At 55.8% G+C, this 20,720-nt stretch carries 17 protein-coding genes and 1 other annotated feature; of the genes, 12 read left to right on the forward strand and 5 right to left on the reverse strand.

What is annotated here, in order from left to right:
* Nucleotides 1–5: 5 nt before the first annotated feature.
* Nucleotides 6–1,199, reverse strand: a complete 1,194-nt coding sequence (acrA, locus tag AAER43_RS05165; protein WP_014882804.1) for a multidrug efflux RND transporter periplasmic adaptor subunit AcrA — start codon at nucleotides 1,197–1,199, stop codon at nucleotides 6–8.
* Nucleotides 1,200–1,340: 141 nt separating this feature from the next.
* Here acrA and acrR point away from each other — a divergent pair, with 141 nt between their 5' ends.
* Together acrR and mscK are read left to right on the forward strand one after the other, a co-directional pair.
* Nucleotides 1,341–1,994: a multidrug efflux transporter transcriptional repressor AcrR gene (acrR, locus tag AAER43_RS05170; protein WP_014882805.1), complete on the forward strand. Its 654-nt coding sequence runs from the start codon at nucleotides 1,341–1,343 to the stop codon at nucleotides 1,992–1,994.
* A gap of 112 nt (nucleotides 1,995–2,106) precedes the next feature.
* Complete coding sequence (gene mscK, locus AAER43_RS05175) at nucleotides 2,107–5,454, forward strand: mechanosensitive channel MscK (protein WP_032637303.1); 3,348 nt, start codon at nucleotides 2,107–2,109, stop codon at nucleotides 5,452–5,454.
* Between the two features lies 1 nt (nucleotide 5,455).
* Here the strand turns inward: mscK and rsmS are convergent, their stop codons facing one another.
* Together rsmS and priC are read right to left on the reverse strand one after the other, a co-directional pair.
* Entirely contained in the window at nucleotides 5,456–5,641 is a 186-nt protein-coding gene (rsmS, locus tag AAER43_RS05180; protein ID WP_023336826.1) for a pleiotropic regulatory protein RsmS, read from the reverse strand.
* Nucleotides 5,642–5,655: 14 nt separating this feature from the next.
* A complete protein-coding gene (gene priC, locus AAER43_RS05185; RefSeq protein WP_014882808.1) occupies nucleotides 5,656–6,183 on the reverse strand; it encodes a primosomal replication protein N'' in 528 nt (175 codons plus the stop codon).
* Between the two features lie 50 nt (nucleotides 6,184–6,233).
* On the opposite strand from priC, the gene AAER43_RS05190 reads away from it, so the two are divergent.
* From AAER43_RS05190 to AAER43_RS05230, 9 genes are all read left to right on the forward strand, one after another.
* Nucleotides 6,234–6,611, forward strand: coding sequence for a DUF454 family protein (locus AAER43_RS05190; protein WP_050862440.1), 378 nt, complete (start codon nucleotides 6,234–6,236; stop codon nucleotides 6,609–6,611).
* A 152-nt stretch (nucleotides 6,612–6,763) separates the two neighbouring features.
* The gene (gene apt / locus AAER43_RS05195) at nucleotides 6,764–7,315 is read left to right on the forward strand and encodes an adenine phosphoribosyltransferase (RefSeq protein WP_000127359.1); all 552 of its coding nucleotides are present in this window, start codon (nucleotides 6,764–6,766) and stop codon (nucleotides 7,313–7,315) included.
* Nucleotides 7,316–7,403: 88 nt separating this feature from the next.
* Nucleotides 7,404–9,329, forward strand: coding sequence for a DNA polymerase III subunit gamma/tau (gene dnaX / locus AAER43_RS05200; RefSeq protein ID WP_014882810.1), 1,926 nt, complete (start codon nucleotides 7,404–7,406; stop codon nucleotides 9,327–9,329).
* Nucleotides 8,659–8,723, forward strand: a sequence feature (DnaX frameshifting element). (Overlaps the previous gene by 65 nt.)
* Nucleotides 9,330–9,383: 54 nt before the next feature.
* Nucleotides 9,384–9,716, forward strand: coding sequence for a YbaB/EbfC family nucleoid-associated protein (locus AAER43_RS05205; RefSeq protein ID WP_014882811.1), 333 nt, complete (start codon nucleotides 9,384–9,386; stop codon nucleotides 9,714–9,716).
* A complete protein-coding gene (gene recR / locus AAER43_RS05210; RefSeq protein ID WP_014882812.1) occupies nucleotides 9,716–10,321 on the forward strand; it encodes a recombination mediator RecR in 606 nt (201 codons plus the stop codon). The genes AAER43_RS05205 and recR overlap by 1 nt, the downstream gene beginning before the upstream one ends.
* A 110-nt stretch (nucleotides 10,322–10,431) precedes the next feature.
* Nucleotides 10,432–12,306 (forward strand): molecular chaperone HtpG, encoded by a 1,875-nt coding sequence (htpG, locus tag AAER43_RS05215; protein ID WP_050862439.1) that lies wholly within the window; start codon nucleotides 10,432–10,434, stop codon nucleotides 12,304–12,306.
* A 195-nt stretch (nucleotides 12,307–12,501) separates the two neighbouring features.
* Complete coding sequence (adk, locus tag AAER43_RS05220; protein WP_006809841.1) at nucleotides 12,502–13,146, forward strand: adenylate kinase; 645 nt, start codon at nucleotides 12,502–12,504, stop codon at nucleotides 13,144–13,146.
* 124 nt (nucleotides 13,147–13,270) lie between these two features.
* The gene (gene hemH / locus AAER43_RS05225; RefSeq protein ID WP_014882814.1) at nucleotides 13,271–14,233 is read left to right on the forward strand and encodes a ferrochelatase; all 963 of its coding nucleotides are present in this window, start codon (nucleotides 13,271–13,273) and stop codon (nucleotides 14,231–14,233) included.
* Between the two features lie 62 nt (nucleotides 14,234–14,295).
* Nucleotides 14,296–15,600: an inosine/guanosine kinase gene (locus tag AAER43_RS05230; RefSeq protein ID WP_023332255.1), complete on the forward strand. Its 1,305-nt coding sequence runs from the start codon at nucleotides 14,296–14,298 to the stop codon at nucleotides 15,598–15,600.
* 91 nt (nucleotides 15,601–15,691) lie between these two features.
* Here the strand turns inward: AAER43_RS05230 and ybaL are convergent, their stop codons facing one another.
* Nucleotides 15,692–17,368, reverse strand: coding sequence for a YbaL family putative K(+) efflux transporter (gene ybaL / locus AAER43_RS05235; RefSeq protein WP_014882816.1), 1,677 nt, complete (start codon nucleotides 17,366–17,368; stop codon nucleotides 15,692–15,694).
* A gap of 232 nt (nucleotides 17,369–17,600) precedes the next feature.
* On the reverse strand, nucleotides 17,601–18,803 hold the full coding sequence (locus tag AAER43_RS05240) for an MFS transporter (protein ID WP_050862438.1): 1,203 nt from the start codon (nucleotides 18,801–18,803) through the stop codon (nucleotides 17,601–17,603).
* 164 nt (nucleotides 18,804–18,967) lie between these two features.
* On the opposite strand from AAER43_RS05240, the gene ushA reads away from it, so the two are divergent.
* Nucleotides 18,968–20,620: a bifunctional UDP-sugar hydrolase/5'-nucleotidase UshA gene (gene ushA, locus AAER43_RS05245; RefSeq protein WP_050862437.1), complete on the forward strand. Its 1,653-nt coding sequence runs from the start codon at nucleotides 18,968–18,970 to the stop codon at nucleotides 20,618–20,620.
* Nucleotides 20,621–20,720: the final 100 nt, after the last annotated feature.

Here is a 20,720-nt window from a genome sequence, read left to right on the forward strand (position 1 = left end):
TTAAGTTAAGACTTGGTTTGTTCTGACTGGTCAGCGGCCGAAGCAGATTGTTTATCGTCAGATTTCACTTCCTGTGCTTTGACCTGCGCACCAGGACGAACTTTTTGCAAACCAGTAACAATCACGCGATCGCCATCTTTCAGACCTTCCGTCACCAGCCATTTATCGCCAATCGCCTGAGTGGCGGTAATGTTGCGCATTTCGACTTTGTCATCCGCCCCGACAACCAGCGCGCTCGCATCGCCACGTGGCGTACGGGTCACACCCTGCTGTGGAACCAGAAGTGCGGTTGGATTGGTGCCTTCTTCCAGACGCGCGCGAACGAACATACCTGGCAGCAGATTTTTGTCAGGGTTCGGGAAAATCGCCCGTAAGGTGATGGAACCGGTAGTCTGGTCGACCGTCACATCGGAGAACTCCAGAGTCCCTTCCTGCGGGAACTTGATACCGTCGTTGGTCACTAGCTCCACTTTGGCTTTGCCGTTTTCCTGTTTCAGGGTGCCGTTAGCCAGCTCCTGTTTCAGGCGCAGGAAATCATTGCTGGACTGGGTTACGTCAACGTAGATCGGATCAAGCTGCTGCACGGTAGCCAGCGCAGTGGTTTGTCCGTTCTGTACCAGCGCCCCTTCCGTGACGGAAGATTTACCAATACGACCGCTGATAGGGGAGGTCACTTTGGTATAGGCCAGATTAATACGTGCGGTTTCGACGGCCGCTTTGGCGGCCACCACGGCGGCGTTAGCCTGCTGGGCATCGGCCAGAGCGGTATCATAATCCTGTTGACTGATGTACTTCGTACCGAGCAGTTTTTGATAACGGTTCAGCGTCAGCTGGGCGATTTTGGCGGCGGCTTGCGCTTTTGCCAGGTCGCCTTTGGCGCTTTCATAAGAGGCCTGATAGGTCGCGGGATCAATCTGATACAGAGACTCACCGGCTTTCACATCACCGCCTTCGGTAAAGTTACGTTTCAGGATAATGCCACTCACCTGAGGGCGAACTTCCGCAATGCGATAGGCATTGGTACGGCCAGGTAATTCGGTGGTGATCTGCAGAGGTTCAGATTTGAGTGTCACTACGCCGACTTCTGGCGCCTGCTGAGCTCCTTGTTGAGCTGGTTTGTCGTCACATCCTGTTAGCGCTAAGCTGCCTGAGAGCATCAGAACGACCGCCAGAGGCGTTAACCCTCTGTTTTTGTTCATATGTAAACCTCGAGTGTCCGATTTCAAATTGATCAATGGTCCTGAGTCCAAAAACCCATTGCTGCGTTTATATTATCGTCATGCTATGGTACATACATTCACAAATGTATGTAAATCTGACTCCTGTAAATTCACTCACCTATGGCACGAAAAACTAAACAACAAGCGCTGGAAACCCGACAACATATCCTTGATGTGGCAATACGTTTGTTCTCTCAGCAGGGTGTTTCATCAACCTCGTTGGCACAAATTGCTCAGGCTGCTGGCGTGACTCGGGGTGCGATTTACTGGCATTTTAAAGATAAGTCAGATCTGTTCAGTGAAATCTGGGAGCTTTCAGAGTCCAGCATTAGCGATCTTGAGAGTGAGTATCGGGCAAAATTCCCTGACGATCCACTCTCAGTATTAAGAGAGATATTAGTATATATCCTTGAAGCTACGGTAGTTGAAGAACGTCGCAGATTAATGATGGAAATAATTTTTCATAAATGCGAGTTCGTGGGCGAGATGGCGGTGGTGCAGCAGGCGCAGCGTAGTTTGTGCCTGGAGAGTTATGACCGCATTGAACAAACGCTCACCCAGTGTATGCAGGCGAAGCTGTTACCGGCTAATTTACTGACTCGTCGGGCGGCTATCCTGATGCGCAGCTATATTTCGGGCCTGATGGAAAACTGGCTTTTTGCGCCGGACTCCTTTGACCTCAAGCAGGAAGCACGCAGCTACGTCGCGATTTTACTGGAAATGTGTCAGTTCTGCCCGACGCTGCGCAGCGATGCCCCTTCGTTACCCGCCTGAGCCATTCCAGGATTTATCTTAGAGGATAACGTTCACGCTATTCTGCTTCAGACGAGCGTGATATTCTTCACGCCGGACTATTATCGGTCATCTGCTGACATCATTCACAACTATGCTGCCCATCAATCGCTCGCAACATCCTGTTTTTGCATTGCTCTTTGCTATGCTGTTTTTCTTCTCCACCGGACCGCTTTCGTGGGCCCGCGCAGATAACAGTACGGATATCCCCTCACGCAGTGATGTTCAGTCGCAACTCGACACCCTGAACAAACAAAAAGAGCTCTCTCCGCAGGAGAAACTCACCCAGCAGGATCTGACAGAGACGCTGGAAAACATTGATAAAATTGAGCGCGTTAAAGCAGAAACCACCCAGCTTCGTCAGAAGGTGGCGCAGGCGCCTGAGAACATGCGCAAGGCCACGGAAGCGCTGAATGCGCTGAGTGACGTCGATAACGACGACGAAACGCGTAAGACGCTCGCCACGCTTTCTTTACGTCAGCTGGAGTCGCGCGTTGCCCAACTGCTCGACGATCTGCAAACCGCGCAGTCCGACCTCGCGACCTACAACAGTCAGCTCGTCTCTCTGCAAACCCAGCCCGAGCGCGTGCAAAATGCGATGTATACCGCGTCTCAGCAGCTGCAGCAGATCCGCAACCGCCTGAACGGTACGACGGTGGGGGAAGGGACGCTTCGCCCAACGCAGCAAACTCTGCTGCTGGTTCAGCAGTCATTACTCAATGCGCAAATTGAACAGCAGCGTAAAAGCCTGGAGGGGAATACGGTGCTGCAGGACACGCTCCAGAAACAGCGTGATTACGTCACGGCGAATATTAATCGTCTGGAACACCAGCTTCAGCTGCTGCAGGAAGCGGTAAACAGTAAGCGTCTGACCCTGACGGAAAAAACGGCCCAGGAGGCGGTATCGCCGGACGAAACAGCCCGTATCCAGGCCAACCCGCTGGTGAAACAGGAGCTTGAGGCTAACCATCAGCTGAGTCAGCGTCTGATTCTGGCGACGGAAAACGGCAACTCGCTGGTTCAGCAAAACATTAAAGTGAAAAACTGGCTGGATCGGGCGCTGCAGGCGGAACGCAACATCAAAGAACAGATCGCGGTCCTGAAAGGTAGCCTCCTGCTGTCGCGTATTCTCTACCAGCAGCAGCAGACGCTGCCGTCCGCCGACGAGCTGGAAGACATGACTAACCGCATTGCGGATTTGCGTCTGGAACAATTTGACGTGAATCAGCAGCGTGATGCCCTTTTCCAGAGCGATAACTTCGTCGCCAAAATTGAAGAGGGTCATTCCAGCGACGTGAACCCGGAAGTGCATGACGCGCTGCTTCAGGTCGTCGATATGCGCCGTGAGCTATTGGATCAGCTCAACAAACAGCTGGGCAACCAGCTGATGATGGCCATCAACCTGCAGATCAACCAGCAGCAGCTGGTCAGCGTTTCCAAAAGTCTGCAGGAGATTTTGACGCAGCAAATTTTCTGGGTGAACAGCAACAAGCCGATGGACTGGGACTGGGTGAAGTCCTTCCCTGAACAGCTGAAAACGCAGATTAAGAGCATGAAAATCACCGTGAACTGGGAGAAAGCCTGGCCTGCGGTAATGATTGCTTTCCTGGCGGGATTACCCCTGCTGCTGATTGCCGGTCTGATTCGCTGGCGTTTGAAATGGCTTAAACAGTACCAGGCGAAGCTGGCCTCGGAAGTGGGGCAACTGCGCAACGACAGCCAGCTCCATACGCCAAAAGCGATTCTGATCGATCTTATTCGCGCCCTGCCGGTGTGCCTGATTATTCTGGCGGTAGGCCTGATTCTGCTCACCATGCAGCTTAACGTCAGCGATCTGCTGTGGGCATTCAGCAAAAAACTGGCGCTGTTCTGGCTGGTGTTTGGCCTGTGCTGGAAGGTCCTGGAAAAAGACGGCGTTGCGGTCCGTCATTTCAACATGCCTGCCCAACTGACCAGCCACTGGCGTCGACAGATTGTACGTGTCAGCCTGGCGCTTCTGCCGCTTCACTTCTGGTCAGTTGTTTCTGAACTGTCTCCGCTGCATCTGATGGATGATGTGCTGGGTCAGTTGGTCATTATGCTGAACCTGCTGCTGATTGCCATCCTCATGTGGCCGATGTGCCGCGATAGCTGGCGTGATAAAGAGTCCCACAATATTCGTCTGGCCACCGTGACAGTACTGGCGATCATTCCGCTGGCGCTGATGGTGCTCACGGCGACGGGCTACTTCTATACTACGCTGCGTCTGTCCGGGCGCTGGATCGAAACGGTCTATCTGGTGATCGTCTGGAATCTGCTCTATCAAACCGTACTGCGCGGGTTAAGCGTCGCGGCTCGCCGTATTGCTTACCGTCGTGCCATCGCGCGTCGTCAGCATCAGGTGAAAGAGGGCGCCGAAGGTGCGGAGCCACAGGAAGAACCGACCATCGCGCTGGAGCAGGTCAACCAGCAGACGCTGCGTATCACTATGCTGGTGATGATCGCGCTGTTTGCGGTGATGTTCTGGGCTATCTGGTCTGATTTAATTACCGTTTTCGCCTACCTCGACAGCATCACCCTCTGGCAGTACAACGGCACCGAAGCTGGCGCTGCGGTGATGAAAAGCGTCACCATGGGCAGCCTGCTGTTTGCGCTGGTGTCGTCGGTGGTAGCCTGGGCGCTGATTCGCAACCTGCCGGGTCTGCTGGAAGTGCTGGTCCTCTCGCGGCTGAACCTGCGTCAGGGGGCGTCGTACGCTATCACTACGATCCTGAACTACGTCATTATTATTGTCGGGGCGATGACGGTATTCGGCTCGCTGGGCGTCTCGTGGGATAAACTCCAGTGGCTGGCGGCCGCCCTCTCGGTAGGTCTGGGTTTTGGCCTGCAGGAGATCTTCGGTAACTTTGTCTCCGGTCTGATCATCCTGTTCGAACGTCCGGTGCGAATTGGCGATACCGTCACCATCGGGACGTTCTCCGGTACGGTCAGCAAGATCCGCATTCGTGCCACCACGATTACCGATTTCGATCGCAAAGAGGTGATCATCCCGAACAAGGCGTTCGTGACCGAGCGTCTGATCAACTGGTCGCTCTCTGATACGGTGACGCGCGTGGTGATCCGCCTGGGCGTAGCCTATGGATCGGATCTGGAGAAGGTGAAAGAGGTGCTGCTGAAGGCAGCCTCAGAACATCCGAAAGTGATGCACGATCCGGCTCCGGCGGTGTTCTTCACCACCTTCGGGCCAAGCACGCTGGATCATGAACTGCGTTTATACGTGCGTGAACTGCGTGACCGTAGCTACACGGTAGATGAGCTTAACCGGTCTATCGATCGCCTGTGCCGTGAAAACGATATTAATATCGCCTTCAACCAGCTTGAAGTTCACCTGCGTAACGAAAAAGGTGATGAGCATACGGAAGTGAAGCGCGACATTAAAGGTGACGATCCCACTCCGGCTTAATCTATTTTCCCTCTCCCTGTGGGAGAGGGTTAGGGTGAGGGCTACTGGCCTTCACCTTTCCTTCGAAATCCCGCTGCACAATCTCCAGCGCTTTCAGCACCGTTTCGGCGGGAATATCATGATTCTCCAGCAGCATAATTAAATCGACGGCCAGCTTGACCTCATCGGGTGCATTTTCCAGTGACATGGGTGTGGCTCCTGTTAGCGGGTCAAACGTTCAATGACGCGTTCAATCTCATCCAGCGCCTGACGGCAGCGCACAATGCGGCCTTCCAGGGCGCTAATCTCGCGCATCAATAATTGTTGTTCTTCCAGCGTTTCGCTGTTATTCAGCCGCACTTCGCGCTCACGTTTCATCTCAAACAGTCGGCGTTCAAACTCCTGATTCTCCAGCCGCTTGCGCTGCCATTTGCCGAGTCCGGGCGAGCCGCTGTCCCAGGCGCGTAGCGGCCAGGCGGCAATTTCGCGATGCAGGGCGGTGATTTGCTCAGTGAGATGCTCTGCAAGCCACGCCACCTGTTCCTGCTGTTCACTTTCAACCGCATGGCAAAGCTCGTCAAGGTGGGTCTGCGCCTCAGCCAGGTAATCCTGAATGACCGTACTGCGGGTACGAAAAAGCTGCCGATCAAAGCGCGGCTTCAGCGTGGCGTGCCCCAGCAGAGGGGTGGCCTCTGCTCGCAGGGTGGTCAACTGTTTTTGCAGCGTCTCCAGAAGCAAGGCTGTTTTCAAAACGCTCTCCAGTGGTAAAGTAGCCGTTCAGTTTGATAACGATTCGCATTATGCAGCGTACTATTTTAATCATCATTGGCTGGCTCGCGGTAGTGCTGGGTACACTGGGTGTGGTTTTACCCTTACTGCCCACCACGCCGTTTATCCTGCTGGCAGCCTGGTGCTTCGCCCGCTCGTCGCCGCGTTTTCACCACTGGCTGCTTTATCGCTCATGGTTTGGTGGCTACCTGCGCCACTGGCAAAAACACCGTGCCATGCCGCCCGGCGCGAAGCCGCGCTCGATTGCGGTGATCCTCATTACCTTTGCTATTTCATTATGGCTGGTGAAAATGATGTGGGTGCGGATCCTGCTGCTGATCATTCTGACCTGCCTGCTTATCTTCATGTGGCGGATCCCCGTGGTTGATGAAAAGCAACAAAAGCACTGAAGCCTCATAATGGCTGTTGCAATTATTGCGTACAGCCAGTAAATTCGACCGTTTTCGAGCACAGGCGCGCCTGGTTAAAGGTTAAACGATTGTTACCTTTACCCACTCCGTTGCGCGTCGTGAGTAACACTGTTTCATTTAGGCACAAACCGATGACCGCAACTGCACAGCAGCTTGAATATCTGAAAAACAGCATCAAAAGCATCCAGGACTATCCAAAACCTGGCATTCTTTTCCGTGATGTCACCAGCTTGCTGGAAGACCCGAAAGCGTACGCGCTCAGCATTGAACTGCTGGTCGAGCGTTATAAAAACGCCGGGATCACCAAAGTAGTAGGTACCGAAGCCCGTGGCTTCCTGTTTGGCGCACCGGTTGCGCTGGCAATGGGCGTGGGTTTTGTGCCGGTGCGTAAACCGCGCAAACTGCCGCGTGAAACCATCGCAGAGAGCTACGAGCTGGAATACGGCACCGATCAGCTGGAAATCCACGTTGATGCGATCAAGCCTGGCGACAAAGTGCTGGTGGTGGACGATCTGCTGGCGACCGGCGGCACCATCGAAGCGACCGTGAAGCTGATCCGTCGTCTGGGTGGCGAAGTGACCGACGCGGCGTTCATCATTAACCTGTTCGATCTCGGCGGCGAACAGCGCCTGGAAAAACAGGGCATTACCAGCTACAGCCTGGTGCCATTCCCGGGTCATTAATCCCGGTTTTCACAACCTCGCTCAATGGGTGAGGTTGTGATAGCATTCCCCTCCATAAATTCACCTTCCAGCGTTGCAGAGCCTGCCCATGAGTTATCAGGTGTTAGCCCGTAAATGGCGACCACAAACCTTTGCTGACGTTGTCGGTCAGGAGCATGTGCTGACGGCCCTGGCGAACGGCTTGTCGCTAGGTCGCATCCATCACGCCTATCTTTTCTCCGGCACCCGCGGCGTCGGTAAGACCTCAATTGCCCGTTTGCTGGCGAAAGGTCTCAACTGCGAAACCGGGATCACCGCCACGCCGTGCGGCGTGTGTGATAACTGCCGGGAGATCGAGCAGGGGCGTTTTGTCGATCTGATCGAGATCGACGCCGCCTCGCGCACGAAAGTCGAAGATACCCGCGATCTGCTGGACAACGTACAGTACGCCCCGGCGCGCGGTCGCTTCAAGGTCTACCTGATCGATGAAGTGCACATGCTGTCGCGCCACAGCTTTAACGCCCTGCTGAAAACGCTGGAAGAGCCGCCCGCGCACGTGAAATTCCTGCTGGCGACGACCGATCCGCAAAAGCTGCCGGTCACCATTCTGTCCCGCTGCCTGCAGTTCCACCTGAAGGCCCTGGACGTAGAACAGATCCGCGCCCAGCTCGAACACATTCTCGATGAAGAGAAGATCGTCCACGAGCCGCGCGCCCTGCAACTGCTGGCACGTGCAGCGGACGGCAGCCTGCGTGATGCGTTAAGCCTGACCGACCAGGCAATTGCCAGCGGTGACGGTAAGCTCTCTACCGAAGCAGTCAGCACCATGCTCGGTACGCTGGATGACGATCAGGCGCTTTCACTCATCGAAGCGATGATTGCCGCCAACGGTGAGCGCGTCATGACGCTGGTCAATGCTGCTGCTGGCCGGGGGATTGAATGGGAAGCGCTGCTGGTTGAGATGCTCAGCCTGCTGCACCGCGTGGCGATGCTGCAGCTTTCTCCGTCGGCAATTGGCGCAGATATGGCCGCCATTGAACAGCGGATGCGTGAACTTGCCCGCACCGTGCCGCCTGCCGATGTACAGCTTTATTACCAAACCCTGCTGATTGGCCGTAAAGAGCTACCGTACGCGCCGGATCCCCGGATGGGCGTAGAAATGACGCTGCTGCGCGCGCTGGCGTTCCACCCGCGCATGCCGCTGCCGGAGCCGGAAGCGCCGCGGCAGTCTTTTGCCCCGGTCGCCCCAACGGCGGTGATGTCACCTCAGCAGGTGCCACCGCAGCCGACACCGCCGCCGCAAAACGTGCCGCTGTCGGATGCCACCAGTTCGGTGCTTGCCGCTCGCAGTCAGTTGCAGCGTGCGCAGGGAGTAACCAAACCAAAAAAGAGTGAACCGGCAGCGCCAGGAAGAGCGCGGCCGGTGAACAACGCCGCGCTTGAACGACTGGCCTCGGTAACGGAGCGCGTACAGTCGCGCCCGGCACCGTCCGCGCTCGAGCAGAAAGCCCCGGCGAAAGAAGAGGCATACCGCTGGAAGGCGACCACCGTTGTCGAAACGGTAAAGGAAGAGGTCGCTACGCCGAAAGCGCTGAAAAAGGCGCTGGAGCATGAGAAAACGCCGGAGCTTTCCGCGAAGCTCGCAGAAGAATCTATTGCCCGCGATGCCTGGGCCGCTGAGGTCAGCAAACTCCAGCTGCCGAAGCTGGTCGAGCAGGTTGCGCTGAACGCCTGGAAAGAGCAGGACGGTAATCAGGTGCGTTTACACCTGCGTCCTGGTCAGCGACACCTGAATTCGCCAGGCGCGCAAAAGGCGCTGGCCGAGGCGCTCGCCACATTACAGGGTGCGCCGGTTGAATTGACTATCATTGAAGATGATAATCCGGCAGTGAAAACGCCGCTTGAGTGGCGCCAGGCCATTTATGAAGAGAAACTCGCGCAGGCGCGCGAGGCGATTATTGCGGATAACAACATTCAGACCCTGCGCCGGTTCTTCGACGCCGATCTGGATGAAGAGAGTATTCGCCCCATTTGATCGTGAGTCTGACTTACGGTTGTAATCCTTAAACGTGAAAGAAGAGAGAAGCCTATGTTTGGTGGAAAAGGCGGTCTGGGTGGCCTGATGAAGCAGGCTCAGCAGATGCAGGAAAAAATGCAGAAGATGCAGGAAGAGATCGCTCAGATGGAAGTCACGGGTGAATCCGGTGCCGGTCTGGTCAAGGTGACCATCAACGGTGCGCATAACTGCCGTCGCGTTGAAATCGACCCAAGCCTGCTCGAAGACGACAAAGAGATGCTGGAAGATCTGGTTGCTGCCGCGTTTAACGATGCTGCGCGCCGTATCGACGAAACCCAGAAAGAGAAAATGGCCTCTGTTTCCAGCGGTATGCAGCTGCCGCCGGGCTTTAAGATGCCATTCTGATGCAAACCAGTCCGCTGCTCACGCAGTTAATGGAAGCTCTGCGCTGCCTGCCGGGCGTTGGCCCGAAGTCGGCGCAGCGCATGGCGTTCACGCTTTTGCAGCGCGATCGCAGCGGCGGGATGCGCCTGGCGCAGGCTCTGACCCGCGCGATGTCAGAAATTGGTCACTGTGCGGATTGCCGCACCTTTACCGAGCAGGATGTGTGTAACATCTGCTCGAATCCGCGTCGTCAGGAGAACGGTCAGATTTGCGTGGTGGAGAGTCCGGCGGACATCTATGCCATCGAACAAACCGGGCAGTTTTCCGGCCGCTATTTCGTGCTGATGGGGCATCTCTCCCCGCTGGACGGTATCGGCCCGGACGATATCGGTCTTGACCGCCTTGAACAGCGTCTTGAGTCCGAAACGATTAAAGAGGTGATCCTCGCCACCAACCCAACGGTGGAAGGGGAAGCAACCGCCAACTACATCGCCGAGCTGTGCTCACAGTACGGCGTTGACGCCAGCCGCATCGCCCACGGCGTGCCGGTGGGTGGTGAGCTGGAGATGGTGGACGGCACCACGCTGTCGCACTCTCTGGCCGGGCGTCACAAGATTATTTTCTGACCAAACGGAGGCTGCGTTCGCGGCCTCCGCTTGAAATTTCTCTCCCTTATCCCCATCTCTCACTCAACGTTTTACAACCCCATTAAATGGCATTGTTGAGGTCGACTTAGATGAAAGGACAAGAAACCCGTGGTTTCCAGTCAGAAGTAAAACAGCTTCTGCACCTGATGATCCATTCCCTGTATTCCAACAAAGAAATCTTCCTGCGTGAGCTGATTTCCAACGCCTCCGATGCGGCGGACAAGCTGCGCTTCCGCGCGCTGTCTAACCCGGATCTGTATGAAGGCGACGGCGAGCTGCGCGTGCGCGTTTCTTTCAATAAAGAGAACCGCACCCTGACCATCGCCGATAACGGCATTGGGATGAATCGCGACGAGGTGATCGACCACCTCGGCACCATCGCCAAATCCGGCACTAAAGCGTTCCTTGAGTCCATGGGCTCTGACCAGGCGAAAGACAGCCAGCTGATCGGTCAGTTCGGCGTGGGCTTCTACTCAGCGTTTATCGTGGCGGACAAAGTCACCGTGCGTACTCGTGCGGCGGGCGACAGCGCGGAGAACGGCGTGCTCTGGGAATCCAAAGGCGAAGGTGAGTACACCGTTGACGACATCACCAAAGCAGACCGCGGGACTGAAATCACCCTGCACCTGCGTGAAGGGGAAGATGATTTCCTGAACGACTGGCGCGTACGCTCCATCATCAGCAAATATTCCGATCACATCGCTCTGCCGGTTGAGATTGAAAAACAGGAAGAGAAAGACGGCGAAACCGTGGTCTCCTGGGAGAAAATCAACAAGGCGCAGGCGCTGTGGACGCGCAACAAGTCTGAAATTAAAGACGACGAATATAACGAGTTCTACAAGCACATCGCCCACGACTTTACCGACCCGCTGACCTGGAGCCACAACCGCGTGGAAGGGAAGCAGGAGTACACCAGCCTGCTGTACATCCCGGCGCAGGCCCCATGGGATATGTGGAACCGCGATCACAAGCACGGCCTGAAGCTGTACGTGCAGCGCGTCTTCATCATGGACGACGCCGAGCAGTTCATGCCGAACTACCTGCGCTTCGTGCGCGGTCTGATCGATTCCAACGATCTGCCGCTCAACGTCTCCCGCGAGATCCTGCAGGACAGCACCGTCACTCGTAACTTGCGCAACGCCCTGACCAAACGTGCGCTACAGATGCTGGAAAAACTGGCGAAAGACGATGCGGAAAAATACCAGACCTTCTGGAAACAGTTTGGCCTGGTGCTGAAGGAAGGCCCGGCAGAAGACACCGCAAACGTTGAAACCATTGCTAAGCTGCTGCGCTTCGCCTCCACGCACACCGACTCCTCCGCGCAGACCGTGTCGCTGGAAGAGTATGTCTCCCGCATGAAAGAAGGGCAGGAGAAGATCTACTACATCACCGCCGACAGCTACGCGGCGGCGAAGAGCAGCCCGCACCTGGAGCTGTTGCGCAAGAAAGGCATCGAAGTGCTGCTGCTGTCTGACCGCATCGACGAGTGGATGATGAACTACCTGACCGAGTTCGACGGTAAAGCGTTCCAGTCGGTTGCAAAAGCCGATGAGTCCATCGACAAGCTGGCGGATGAGGTAGATGAAAGCGCGAAAGAAGCCGAGAAGGCGCTGGAGCCGTTCGTTGAGCGCGTGAAAACCCTGCTGGGTGACCGTGTGAAAGAGGTACGTTTCACTCACCGTCTGATCGATACCCCGGCCATTGTCACGACCGATGCCGACGAAATGAGCACTCAGATGGCGAAGCTGTTCGCTGCGGCGGGCCAGGCGGTGCCGGAAGTGAAATATATCTTTGAGCTTAATCCGGATCATCCGCTGGTGAAACGCGCGGCGGATACCCAGGACGAAGCACGCTTTGCCGAGTGGGTTGAGCTGCTGCTGGATCAGTCCCTGCTGGCCGAGCGCGGCACGCTGGAAGACCCTAACCTGTTCATTAAACGTGTGAATGCGCTGCTTCTGGCGTAACTGACCACGCCTCCCCTGGTCTTCTCCCTCTCCCCGTGGGAGAGGGCCGGGGTGAGGGCCCCAGACTGCACTCACCCAAATTATCTCCCCCCGTTAACCGTTTCAGCCTTCCCGCCTTCCTTGAGCGATGTCCGTTCTGGTGGTATTGTTTAGCGCTTTTGAAAAATTGAAACGACATTTGAGGGGATTTTCGCAATGCGTATTATTCTGCTTGGCGCTCCGGGCGCGGGTAAAGGAACTCAGGCTCAGTTCATCATGGAGAAATACGGTATTCCGCAAATCTCCACCGGTGACATGCTGCGCGCCGCTGTAAAATCTGGCTCCGAGCTGGGTAAACAAGCGAAAGACATCATGGACGCAGGCAAGCTGGTAACCGACGAGCTGGTTATTGCGTTGGTCAAAGAGCGCATTGCTCAGGAAGATTGCCGTAACGGTTTCCTGCTGGACGGCTTCCCACGCACCATTCCTCAGGCTGACGCCATGAAAGAAGCGGGCATCAACGTGGACTACGTTCTCGAGTTCGACGTACCGGACGAGCTGATCGTTGACCGTATCGTTGGCCGTCGCGTACACGCTGCTTCTGGCCGCGTTTACCACATCAAATTCAACCCGCCTAAGGTTGAAGGTAAAGACGACGTGACCGGCGAAGAGCTGACCACCCGTAAAGACGATCAGGAAGAGACCGTGCGTAAACGCCTGGTGGAATACCATCAGATGACCGCGCCGCTGATCGGCTACTACACCAAAGAAGCGCAGGCGGGTAACACCAAATACGCCAAAGTCGACGGCACCAAAGCCGTGGCTGACGTACGTGCAGAGCTGGAAAAAATTCTCGGCTAATCGCGCGCCTCTCACCCGGGTCCCCGGGTGAGAAATATTCTCACCTTACCTATTACAGCAATGGGTTTCGTTTAAACGCATTTCCGCTACAATTGACAACCTATCAAATGGTTAAGAGGCGTGAATGAGTCAGGCGAAAACCGGCATCCTGCTTGCCAATCTGGGCACTCCAGAAGCACCTACATCAGACGCGGTAAAACGCTACCTGCGACAATTTTTAAGCGACACGCGCGTTGTGGATTTCCCGAGACTGCTGTGGTGGCCGCTGCTGCGTGGCGTGATTCTGCCGATTCGTTCTCCGCGCGTCGCCAAACTCTATCAGTCCGTCTGGATGGAGGAGGGCTCGCCGCTGATGGTTTACAGCCGTCGTCAGGAAAAAGCGCTGGCTGCCCGCTTGCCGGATATGCCCGTCGCGCTCGGCATGAGCTACGGAAAACCGTCCCTGGAAAGCGCAGTGGAATCACTGCTGGCGCAGGGTGTAGACCATATCGTGGTGCTGGCGCTCTACCCGCAATACTCCTGCTCGACGGTGGCCGCCGTCTGGGACGAGCTGGCGCGCATTCTGGCGACCCGTCGCCGCATTCCTGGCGTGACCTTTATTCGCGATTACGCCGATAACGATCTCTACATCAAGGCGCTTGCCAACAGCGCGCGCGCGTCGTTTGAAAAGCACGGCGAGCCGGATCTGCTGCTGCTCTCCTATCATGGGATCCCACAGCGTTTCGCCAACGAAGGGGATGATTATCCGCAGCGCTGCCGCGATACCACTCGTGAGCTGGTTTCCGCCCTCGGCCTGCCGCCGGAAAAAGTGATGATGACCTTCCAGTCGCGCTTCGGTCGCGAGCCGTGGCTGACACCGTACACCGATGAAACCCTCAAAATGCTTGGCGAGAAGGGGGTTAAGCACATTCAGGTGATGTCGCCAGGCTTCTCAGCGGACTGCCTGGAAACCTTGGAGGAGATCGCGGTGCAAAACCGGGAATTTTTCCTTGAGGCTGGCGGCGAAAAGTACGAGTACATTCCGGCGCTTAACGACTCGCCTGAACATATTGACATGATGGTCTCGCTGGTGACGAACAGCCGCTGATCGCACTCCAGGCCGGGTTTGTGCTACCATTCCCGGCCCATATTCTTCATACAGTTCAGACCATGAAATTTCCCGGTAAACGTAAATCCAAACACTACTTTCCCGTTGATGCGCGCGATCCGCTCCTGCAGCAAATCCAGCCTGAAAATGAAACCAGCGCCGCCTGGGTCGTTGGTATCGACCAGACGCTGGTGGACATTGAAGCGAAAGTGGATGATGAGTTTGTCGCCCGTTATGGTCTGAGCGCCGGTCACTCCCTGGTGATCGAAGACGACGTTGCCGAAGCGCTGTACCAGGAGCTGGTGCGTGAAAATCTCATTACCCATCAGTTTGCCGGGGGGACCATCGGTAACACTATGCACAACTACTCCGTGCTGGCCGATGACCGCTCGGTACTGCTCGGCGTGATGTGCAGTAACATTGAAATCGGTGGTTATGCCTACCGCTATTTGTGCAACACCTCCAGCCGTACCGATCTGAACTATCTTCAGGGCGTTAACGGGCCCATTGGCCGCTGCTTCACGCTGATCGGCGAGTCCGGGGAGCGTACGTTTGCCATCAGCCCTGGCCATATGAATAAGCTGCGCGCCGAGAGTATTCCTGAAGAGGTGATTGCGGGTGCCTCAGCGCTGGTATTGACCTCCTATCTGGTACGCTGCAAGCCGGGCGAGCCGATGCCGGAAGCGACCATGAAAGCGATCGAGTACGCGAAAAAGTACGACGTGCCGGTGGTTCTCACGCTGGGCACCAAATTCGTGATTGCCGATAACCCCGAGTGGTGGCAGGCGTTCCTGAAAGAGCACGTCTCAATTCTGGCGATGAACGAAGAAGAGGCCGAAGCGCTCACCGGTGAGAGCGATCCGCTGCTGGCCTCTGACAAAGCGCTGGACTGGGTGGATCTGGTGCTCTGCACTGCCGGCCCCGTCGGGCTCTATATGGCGGGCTTTACGGAAGAAGAGAGCAAACGCAAAACCCAGCACCCGTTGCTCCCTGGCGCGATTGCCGAGTTCAACCAGTACGAGTTCAGCCGCGGTATGCGCCATAAAGATTGCCTCAACCCGCTGCGTATCTACTCCCACATTGCGCCTTATATGGGCGGACCGGAGAAGATCATGAACACCAACGGGGCGGGTGACGGCGCGCTGGCAGCACTGCTGCACGACATTACCGCCAATGCCTACCACAAAACCAACGTACCCAACTCCAGCAAACACAAGTTCAACTGGCTGACCTATTCGTCGCTGGCGCAGGTGTGTAAGTACGCGAACCGCGTGAGCTATCAGGTGCTGAACCAGCATTCACCGCGCTTAACGCGTGGCCTGCCGGAACGGGAAGACAGCCTCGAAGAGGCTTATTGGGAAAGGTAAAAGCAAAACGGCAACCCGGTTGCCGTTTTTAGTGTTTGTTCCCTCTCCCTGTGGGAGAGGGTCAGGGTGAGGGCATCAGACCGCAAAAATCTTACCCCGTAACAGCCTCTTCAACCGGCGGTTTCGCCAGCAGCGTCAGCATCGTGTTCGCAATCTCACGTTCGCCCATCACTACCTTATCCGCACCGCGCTCGGTGATGTACTCCACCTCATCGTCATAATGCGCCCGGGCGATAATCTCAATATTGGGGCATTTCTCACGCGCGGTGGCTACAATCTCGCCTGCTTCATAGCCATTCGGAATAGTCAGCAGCAGCCAGCGCGCGCAGTCCAGATGCGCCAGCGCCATAATCTCCTCGTTGGCCGCATTGCCCAGCACCGCACGAATACCACGCTCGCGCAGTTCATCAACGCGGGTGCGTGAGGTTTCAATCACCACCAGAGGAATGCCCTGCGCCATCAGCTTCTCACCGAGCAGGCTGCCCACGCGACCAAAGCCGACCAGCAGCGCATGGTTGCAGATATCCACCGGGATCTGCTTCTCCTCTTCGATGGCTTCTTCCAGCGTCTGCTCTTCCAGCGTTTCGGTTTTATCGAGGTATTTTTCCAGCAGGGCAAACAGGACCGGGTTCAGCATAATCGACAGAATCGCCCCCGCCAGCACCAGATTCTGCCCGGCCTGGGGCAGCAGGTTCAGAGCCATACCCAGACCCGCGAGGATAAAGGCGAACTCACCAATCTGCGCCAGGCTGGCGGCAATCGTCAGCGCCGTACGCGGGGAGTGGCCGAACATCCGCACCAGGAAGAAGGCGGCGAGCGACTTACCGAAGATAATGATCGCCAGCGTGCCCAGCACGGCCAGCGGCTGCTGAACCAGAATCATCGGATCAAACAGCATGCCGACGGAGACAAAGAACAGCACGGCGAAGGCATCACGCAGGGGCAGGGTATCATGCGCGGCGCGGTGGCTCAGCTCAGACTCGTTCAGCACCATTCCGGCGAAGAACGCGCCCAGGGCAAAGGAGACGTCGAACAGTTCAACAGCGCCAAAAGCGATCCCCAGCGCCAGCGCCAGCACGGAAAGCGTAAACAGCTCGCGGGAGCCGGTCGCCGCGCTGCGGGACAGGATCCACGGCACCAGACGACGGCCCACCAGCATCATGATGGCGATAAACGCCACCACTTTACCGATGGTGATACTCATATCCAGCGCCAGCGAGGCGAAGCCGATGTTGTCTTTTTCCATCATTCCGGCGACGGCAGGCAACAGCACCAGCGTCAGCACCATCACCAGATCTTCCACAATCAGCCAGCCTATCGCGATTTGCCCGCGCTGGCTGTCTATCAGCTGTCTCTCTTCAAGCGCGCGCAGCAGCACCACGGTACTGGCGGTTGAGAGACACAGCCCAAATACGATACCGGTCATCAACGACCAGCCCAGCACGGCCGAAAGCGCCATCCCCAGCAGCGTCGCCACCCCTATCTGGGCGATCGCGCCAGGTATGGCGATCGACTTTACCGCCATCAGGTCCTTCAGGGAAAAGTGCAGGCCAACACCAAACATCAGCAGAATCACGCCTAATTCCGCCAGCTCAGGCGCCAGCTTGGTATCCGCGACAAAACCTGGCGTAAACGGTCCCGCCAGAACCCCCGCTAATAAATAGCCGACAAGAGGAGAAATACGCAGTTTATTGGCAATCATGCCAAGGATAAAAGCGAGCACAAGTCCACCAACAATGGTGGTGATAAGCGGTGTGGCGTGGTGCATTCCGTCTCCTTTCGCGGTGAGTGTTCCATTTTTGGCGTGAATACCAAAAGACCAGGTAATAGTTTATGACAATTTTTGCCCTTATGTTTATGAATAATTGTTGAAGTTTGAATAAAACGGCAATATGCGCGTAAAAAAGCGCATATTGATAAATTCAGGTCAGGGATGGAGAGGAAACCCTTATGGCATAAGGGGGGCAGGTAGCCAAAGTTTTACTTTGGCTACCTGTAATTCACGCTTTGTGACGATTCTCAGGCAGGAATATGGTCAACATCCCCAGAAGTGGCAGGAAAGCGCAGATTTTATAAACCAGGAAGATGCTGGTGTGATCCGCGACCATCCCCAACACCGCTGCACCAAGCCCGCCCATACCGAAGGCGAAACCGAAAAAGAGTCCGGAAACCATACCGATACGGCCCGGTAACAGCTCCTGGGCATAGACCAGAATGGCGGAAAATGCCGAGGCGAGGATAAAACCAATGATCACGGTTAAAATGCCCGTCCACTCGAGGCTGGCATACGGCAAAATAAGGGTAAACGGCGCGACACCGAGGATAGAGCCCCAAATAACATATTTCCGGCCAATCTTATCACCCACTGGCCCGCCAATAACCGTTCCGGCAGCAACCGCGAACAGGAAGGCAAACAGGTGGATTTGCGCATTTTGTACCGATAATCCGAATTTTTGCATCAGATAAAAGGTGTAATAGCTGCTGATGCTTGCCATGTAGAAGTATTTCGAGAAAATCAGCACCAGCAGTACGGAAACCGCCAGAATGACCTTATTCCGGGGCAGAGGATTGATAACCTTCGCTTTAGGTTTGCCCTTATTTACGCGATGCTGAGCGGCGTACCAGCGGCTGATCTGCGCCAGCACGATAATCGCCAGCAGTGCGGCCAGCACAAACCACGCTACGTTCCCTTTGCCATACGGGGCGATAATCACCGCCGCCAGCAAGGGGCCGAGGGAACTGCCAAAGTTACCGCCGACCTGGAAAAGTGACTGCGCCAGCCCGTGACGGCCGCCGGAGGCCATACGTGCCACCCGTGAGGACTCAGGGTGGAAGACGGACGACCCGGTACCCACCAGCGCGGCAGCAATCAACACTGCCTCAAAGCTGCCAGCCATCGCCAGCAATACCAGACCGCTCAGGGTAAAGCACATGCCAATCGGCAGCGACCACGGCATCGGGTATTTGTCCGTCCAGTAGCCCACCACCGGTTGCAGCAGCGAGGAAGCCAGCTGGAAGGTGAGGGTGATCATCCCGATCTGCACGAAAGTTAACGAAAACTCGGACTGCAGCAGCGGATAAATTGCCAGAATCAACGACTGGATCATGTCGTTGAGCAGGTGCGAAAGACTGATTGAGCCTAATACCTTAAAAGAGGTGCGCGATTTTGGCGGCGACGCCGGGGTTGATTCGCTGATTGCCATAAATACCACGTTGTTTTGTTATTAGAGATGCAGGGTGTAATTATTATCCGACTAACATACCCGCCCGGGACATTTGAAGAAAGTCGCAATTCTGAAAACTTATTTGTCTATTATTGTGAGTCACTGTAATTTTTGCCTTTGTCTATTGGTCAGGGAGAGAGAAGATGAAGTTAATGAAGCGGGGCGTCGCGCTGGCGCTCATCGCCGCATGGGGTCTGGTAAGCCTGCCCGCGCAGGCGTATGAAAAAGATAAAACCTATAAAATCACCATTCTGCATACCAACGATCATCATGGTCATTTCTGGCGCAGTGAATATGGCGAATATGGTCTGTCGGCGCAAAAAACGCTGGTGGACGGCATTCGCAAAGAGGTGGCAGCCCAGGGCGGCAGCGTGCTGTTGCTCTCAGGCGGTGATATTAATACCGGCGTGCCGGAATCTGATTTACAGGATGCCGAGCCGGATTTCCGTGGCATGAATCTGATTGGCTACGACGCGATGGCCGTCGGTAACCATGAGTTTGATAACCCGCTGACGGTGCTGCGTCAGCAGGAAAAATGGGCCAAATTCCCCTTCCTCTCCGCCAACATTTACCAGAAAAGCACCGGCGAACGGCTGTTCAAACCCTGGGCGCTGTTTAAGCGTCAGGATTTGAAGATCGCAGTCATTGGCTTAACCACCGACGATACGGCAAAAATCGGCAACCCCGAGTTCTTTACGGATATTGAATTCCGCAAACCGGCAGACGAAGCGAAGCTGGTGATTCAGGAACTGCAGCAGAACGAAAAGCCGGACGTGATTATCGCCACCACGCACATGGGGCACTACGACAACGGTGAGCACGGCTCCAATGCACCCGGCGACGTGGAGATGGCGCGCAGCCTGCCTGCAGGGTCACTGGCCATGATTGTGGGGGGGCACTCACAGGACCCGGTGTGCATGGCATCGGAGAATAAAAAACAGGTGGATTACGTGCCGGGCACGCCGTGTGCGCCGGACCGTCAGAACGGTATCTGGATTGTGCAGGCCCACGAATGGGGTAAATACGTGGGACGGGCGGACTTTGAGTTCCGTAACGGCGAGATGAAACTGGTGCACTACCAGCTCATTCCGGTCAACCTGAAGAAGAAAGTGACCTACCCGGACGGGAAAAGTGAGCGCGTACTTTACACGCCAGAGATCGCTGAGAACCCGCAGATGCTCTCCCTGCTGACACCGTTCCAGAACAAAGGCAAAGCGCAGCTGGATGTGAAAATCGGCACGCTGAATGGTCGTCTGGAGGGAGACCGCAGTAAAGTCCGCTTCGTGCAGACCAACATGGGACACCTGGTGCTGGCGGCGCAAATGGCGCGCACCGGTGCTGATTTTGGCGTGATGAGCGGGGGCGGCATTCGTGACTCTATTGAAGGCGGAAATATCACCTACAAGGATGTCCTGAAGGTGCAGCCGTTTGGTAACATGGTGGTCTATGCCGACATGACCGGCAAAGAGGCGATTGACTACCTGACCGCCGTCGCGCAGATGAAGCCGGATTCCGGGGCCTATCCGCAGTTTGCCAACGTCAGCTTTGTGGCAAAAGACGGCAAGCTGAATGATCTGAAGATCAAAGGCGAACCGGTCGACCCGGCAAAAACCTACCGTCTGGCGACGTTGAGCTTTAACGCCACCGGCGGCGACGGTTATCCGCATATTGATAATAAACCGGGCTATGTGAATACCGGCTTTATTGATGCGGAAGTGCTGAAGCAGTACATCGAGCAGAATTCACCGATTGACGTGAACGCGTATGAGCCGAAGGGTGAGGTGAGCTGGCAGTAGTGTTGTGCGGCCTGATGCCCTCACCCCAACCCTCTCCCACCGGGAGAGGGCGCAAACACAAAAAACGGTAACGCATGTTACCGTTTTGCTTTTACCTCGT

It is taken from the genome of Enterobacter sp. FUJ80071 (genome assembly GCF_038739915.1).
GTDB lineage: Bacteria > Pseudomonadota > Gammaproteobacteria > Enterobacterales > Enterobacteriaceae > Enterobacter > Enterobacter kobei.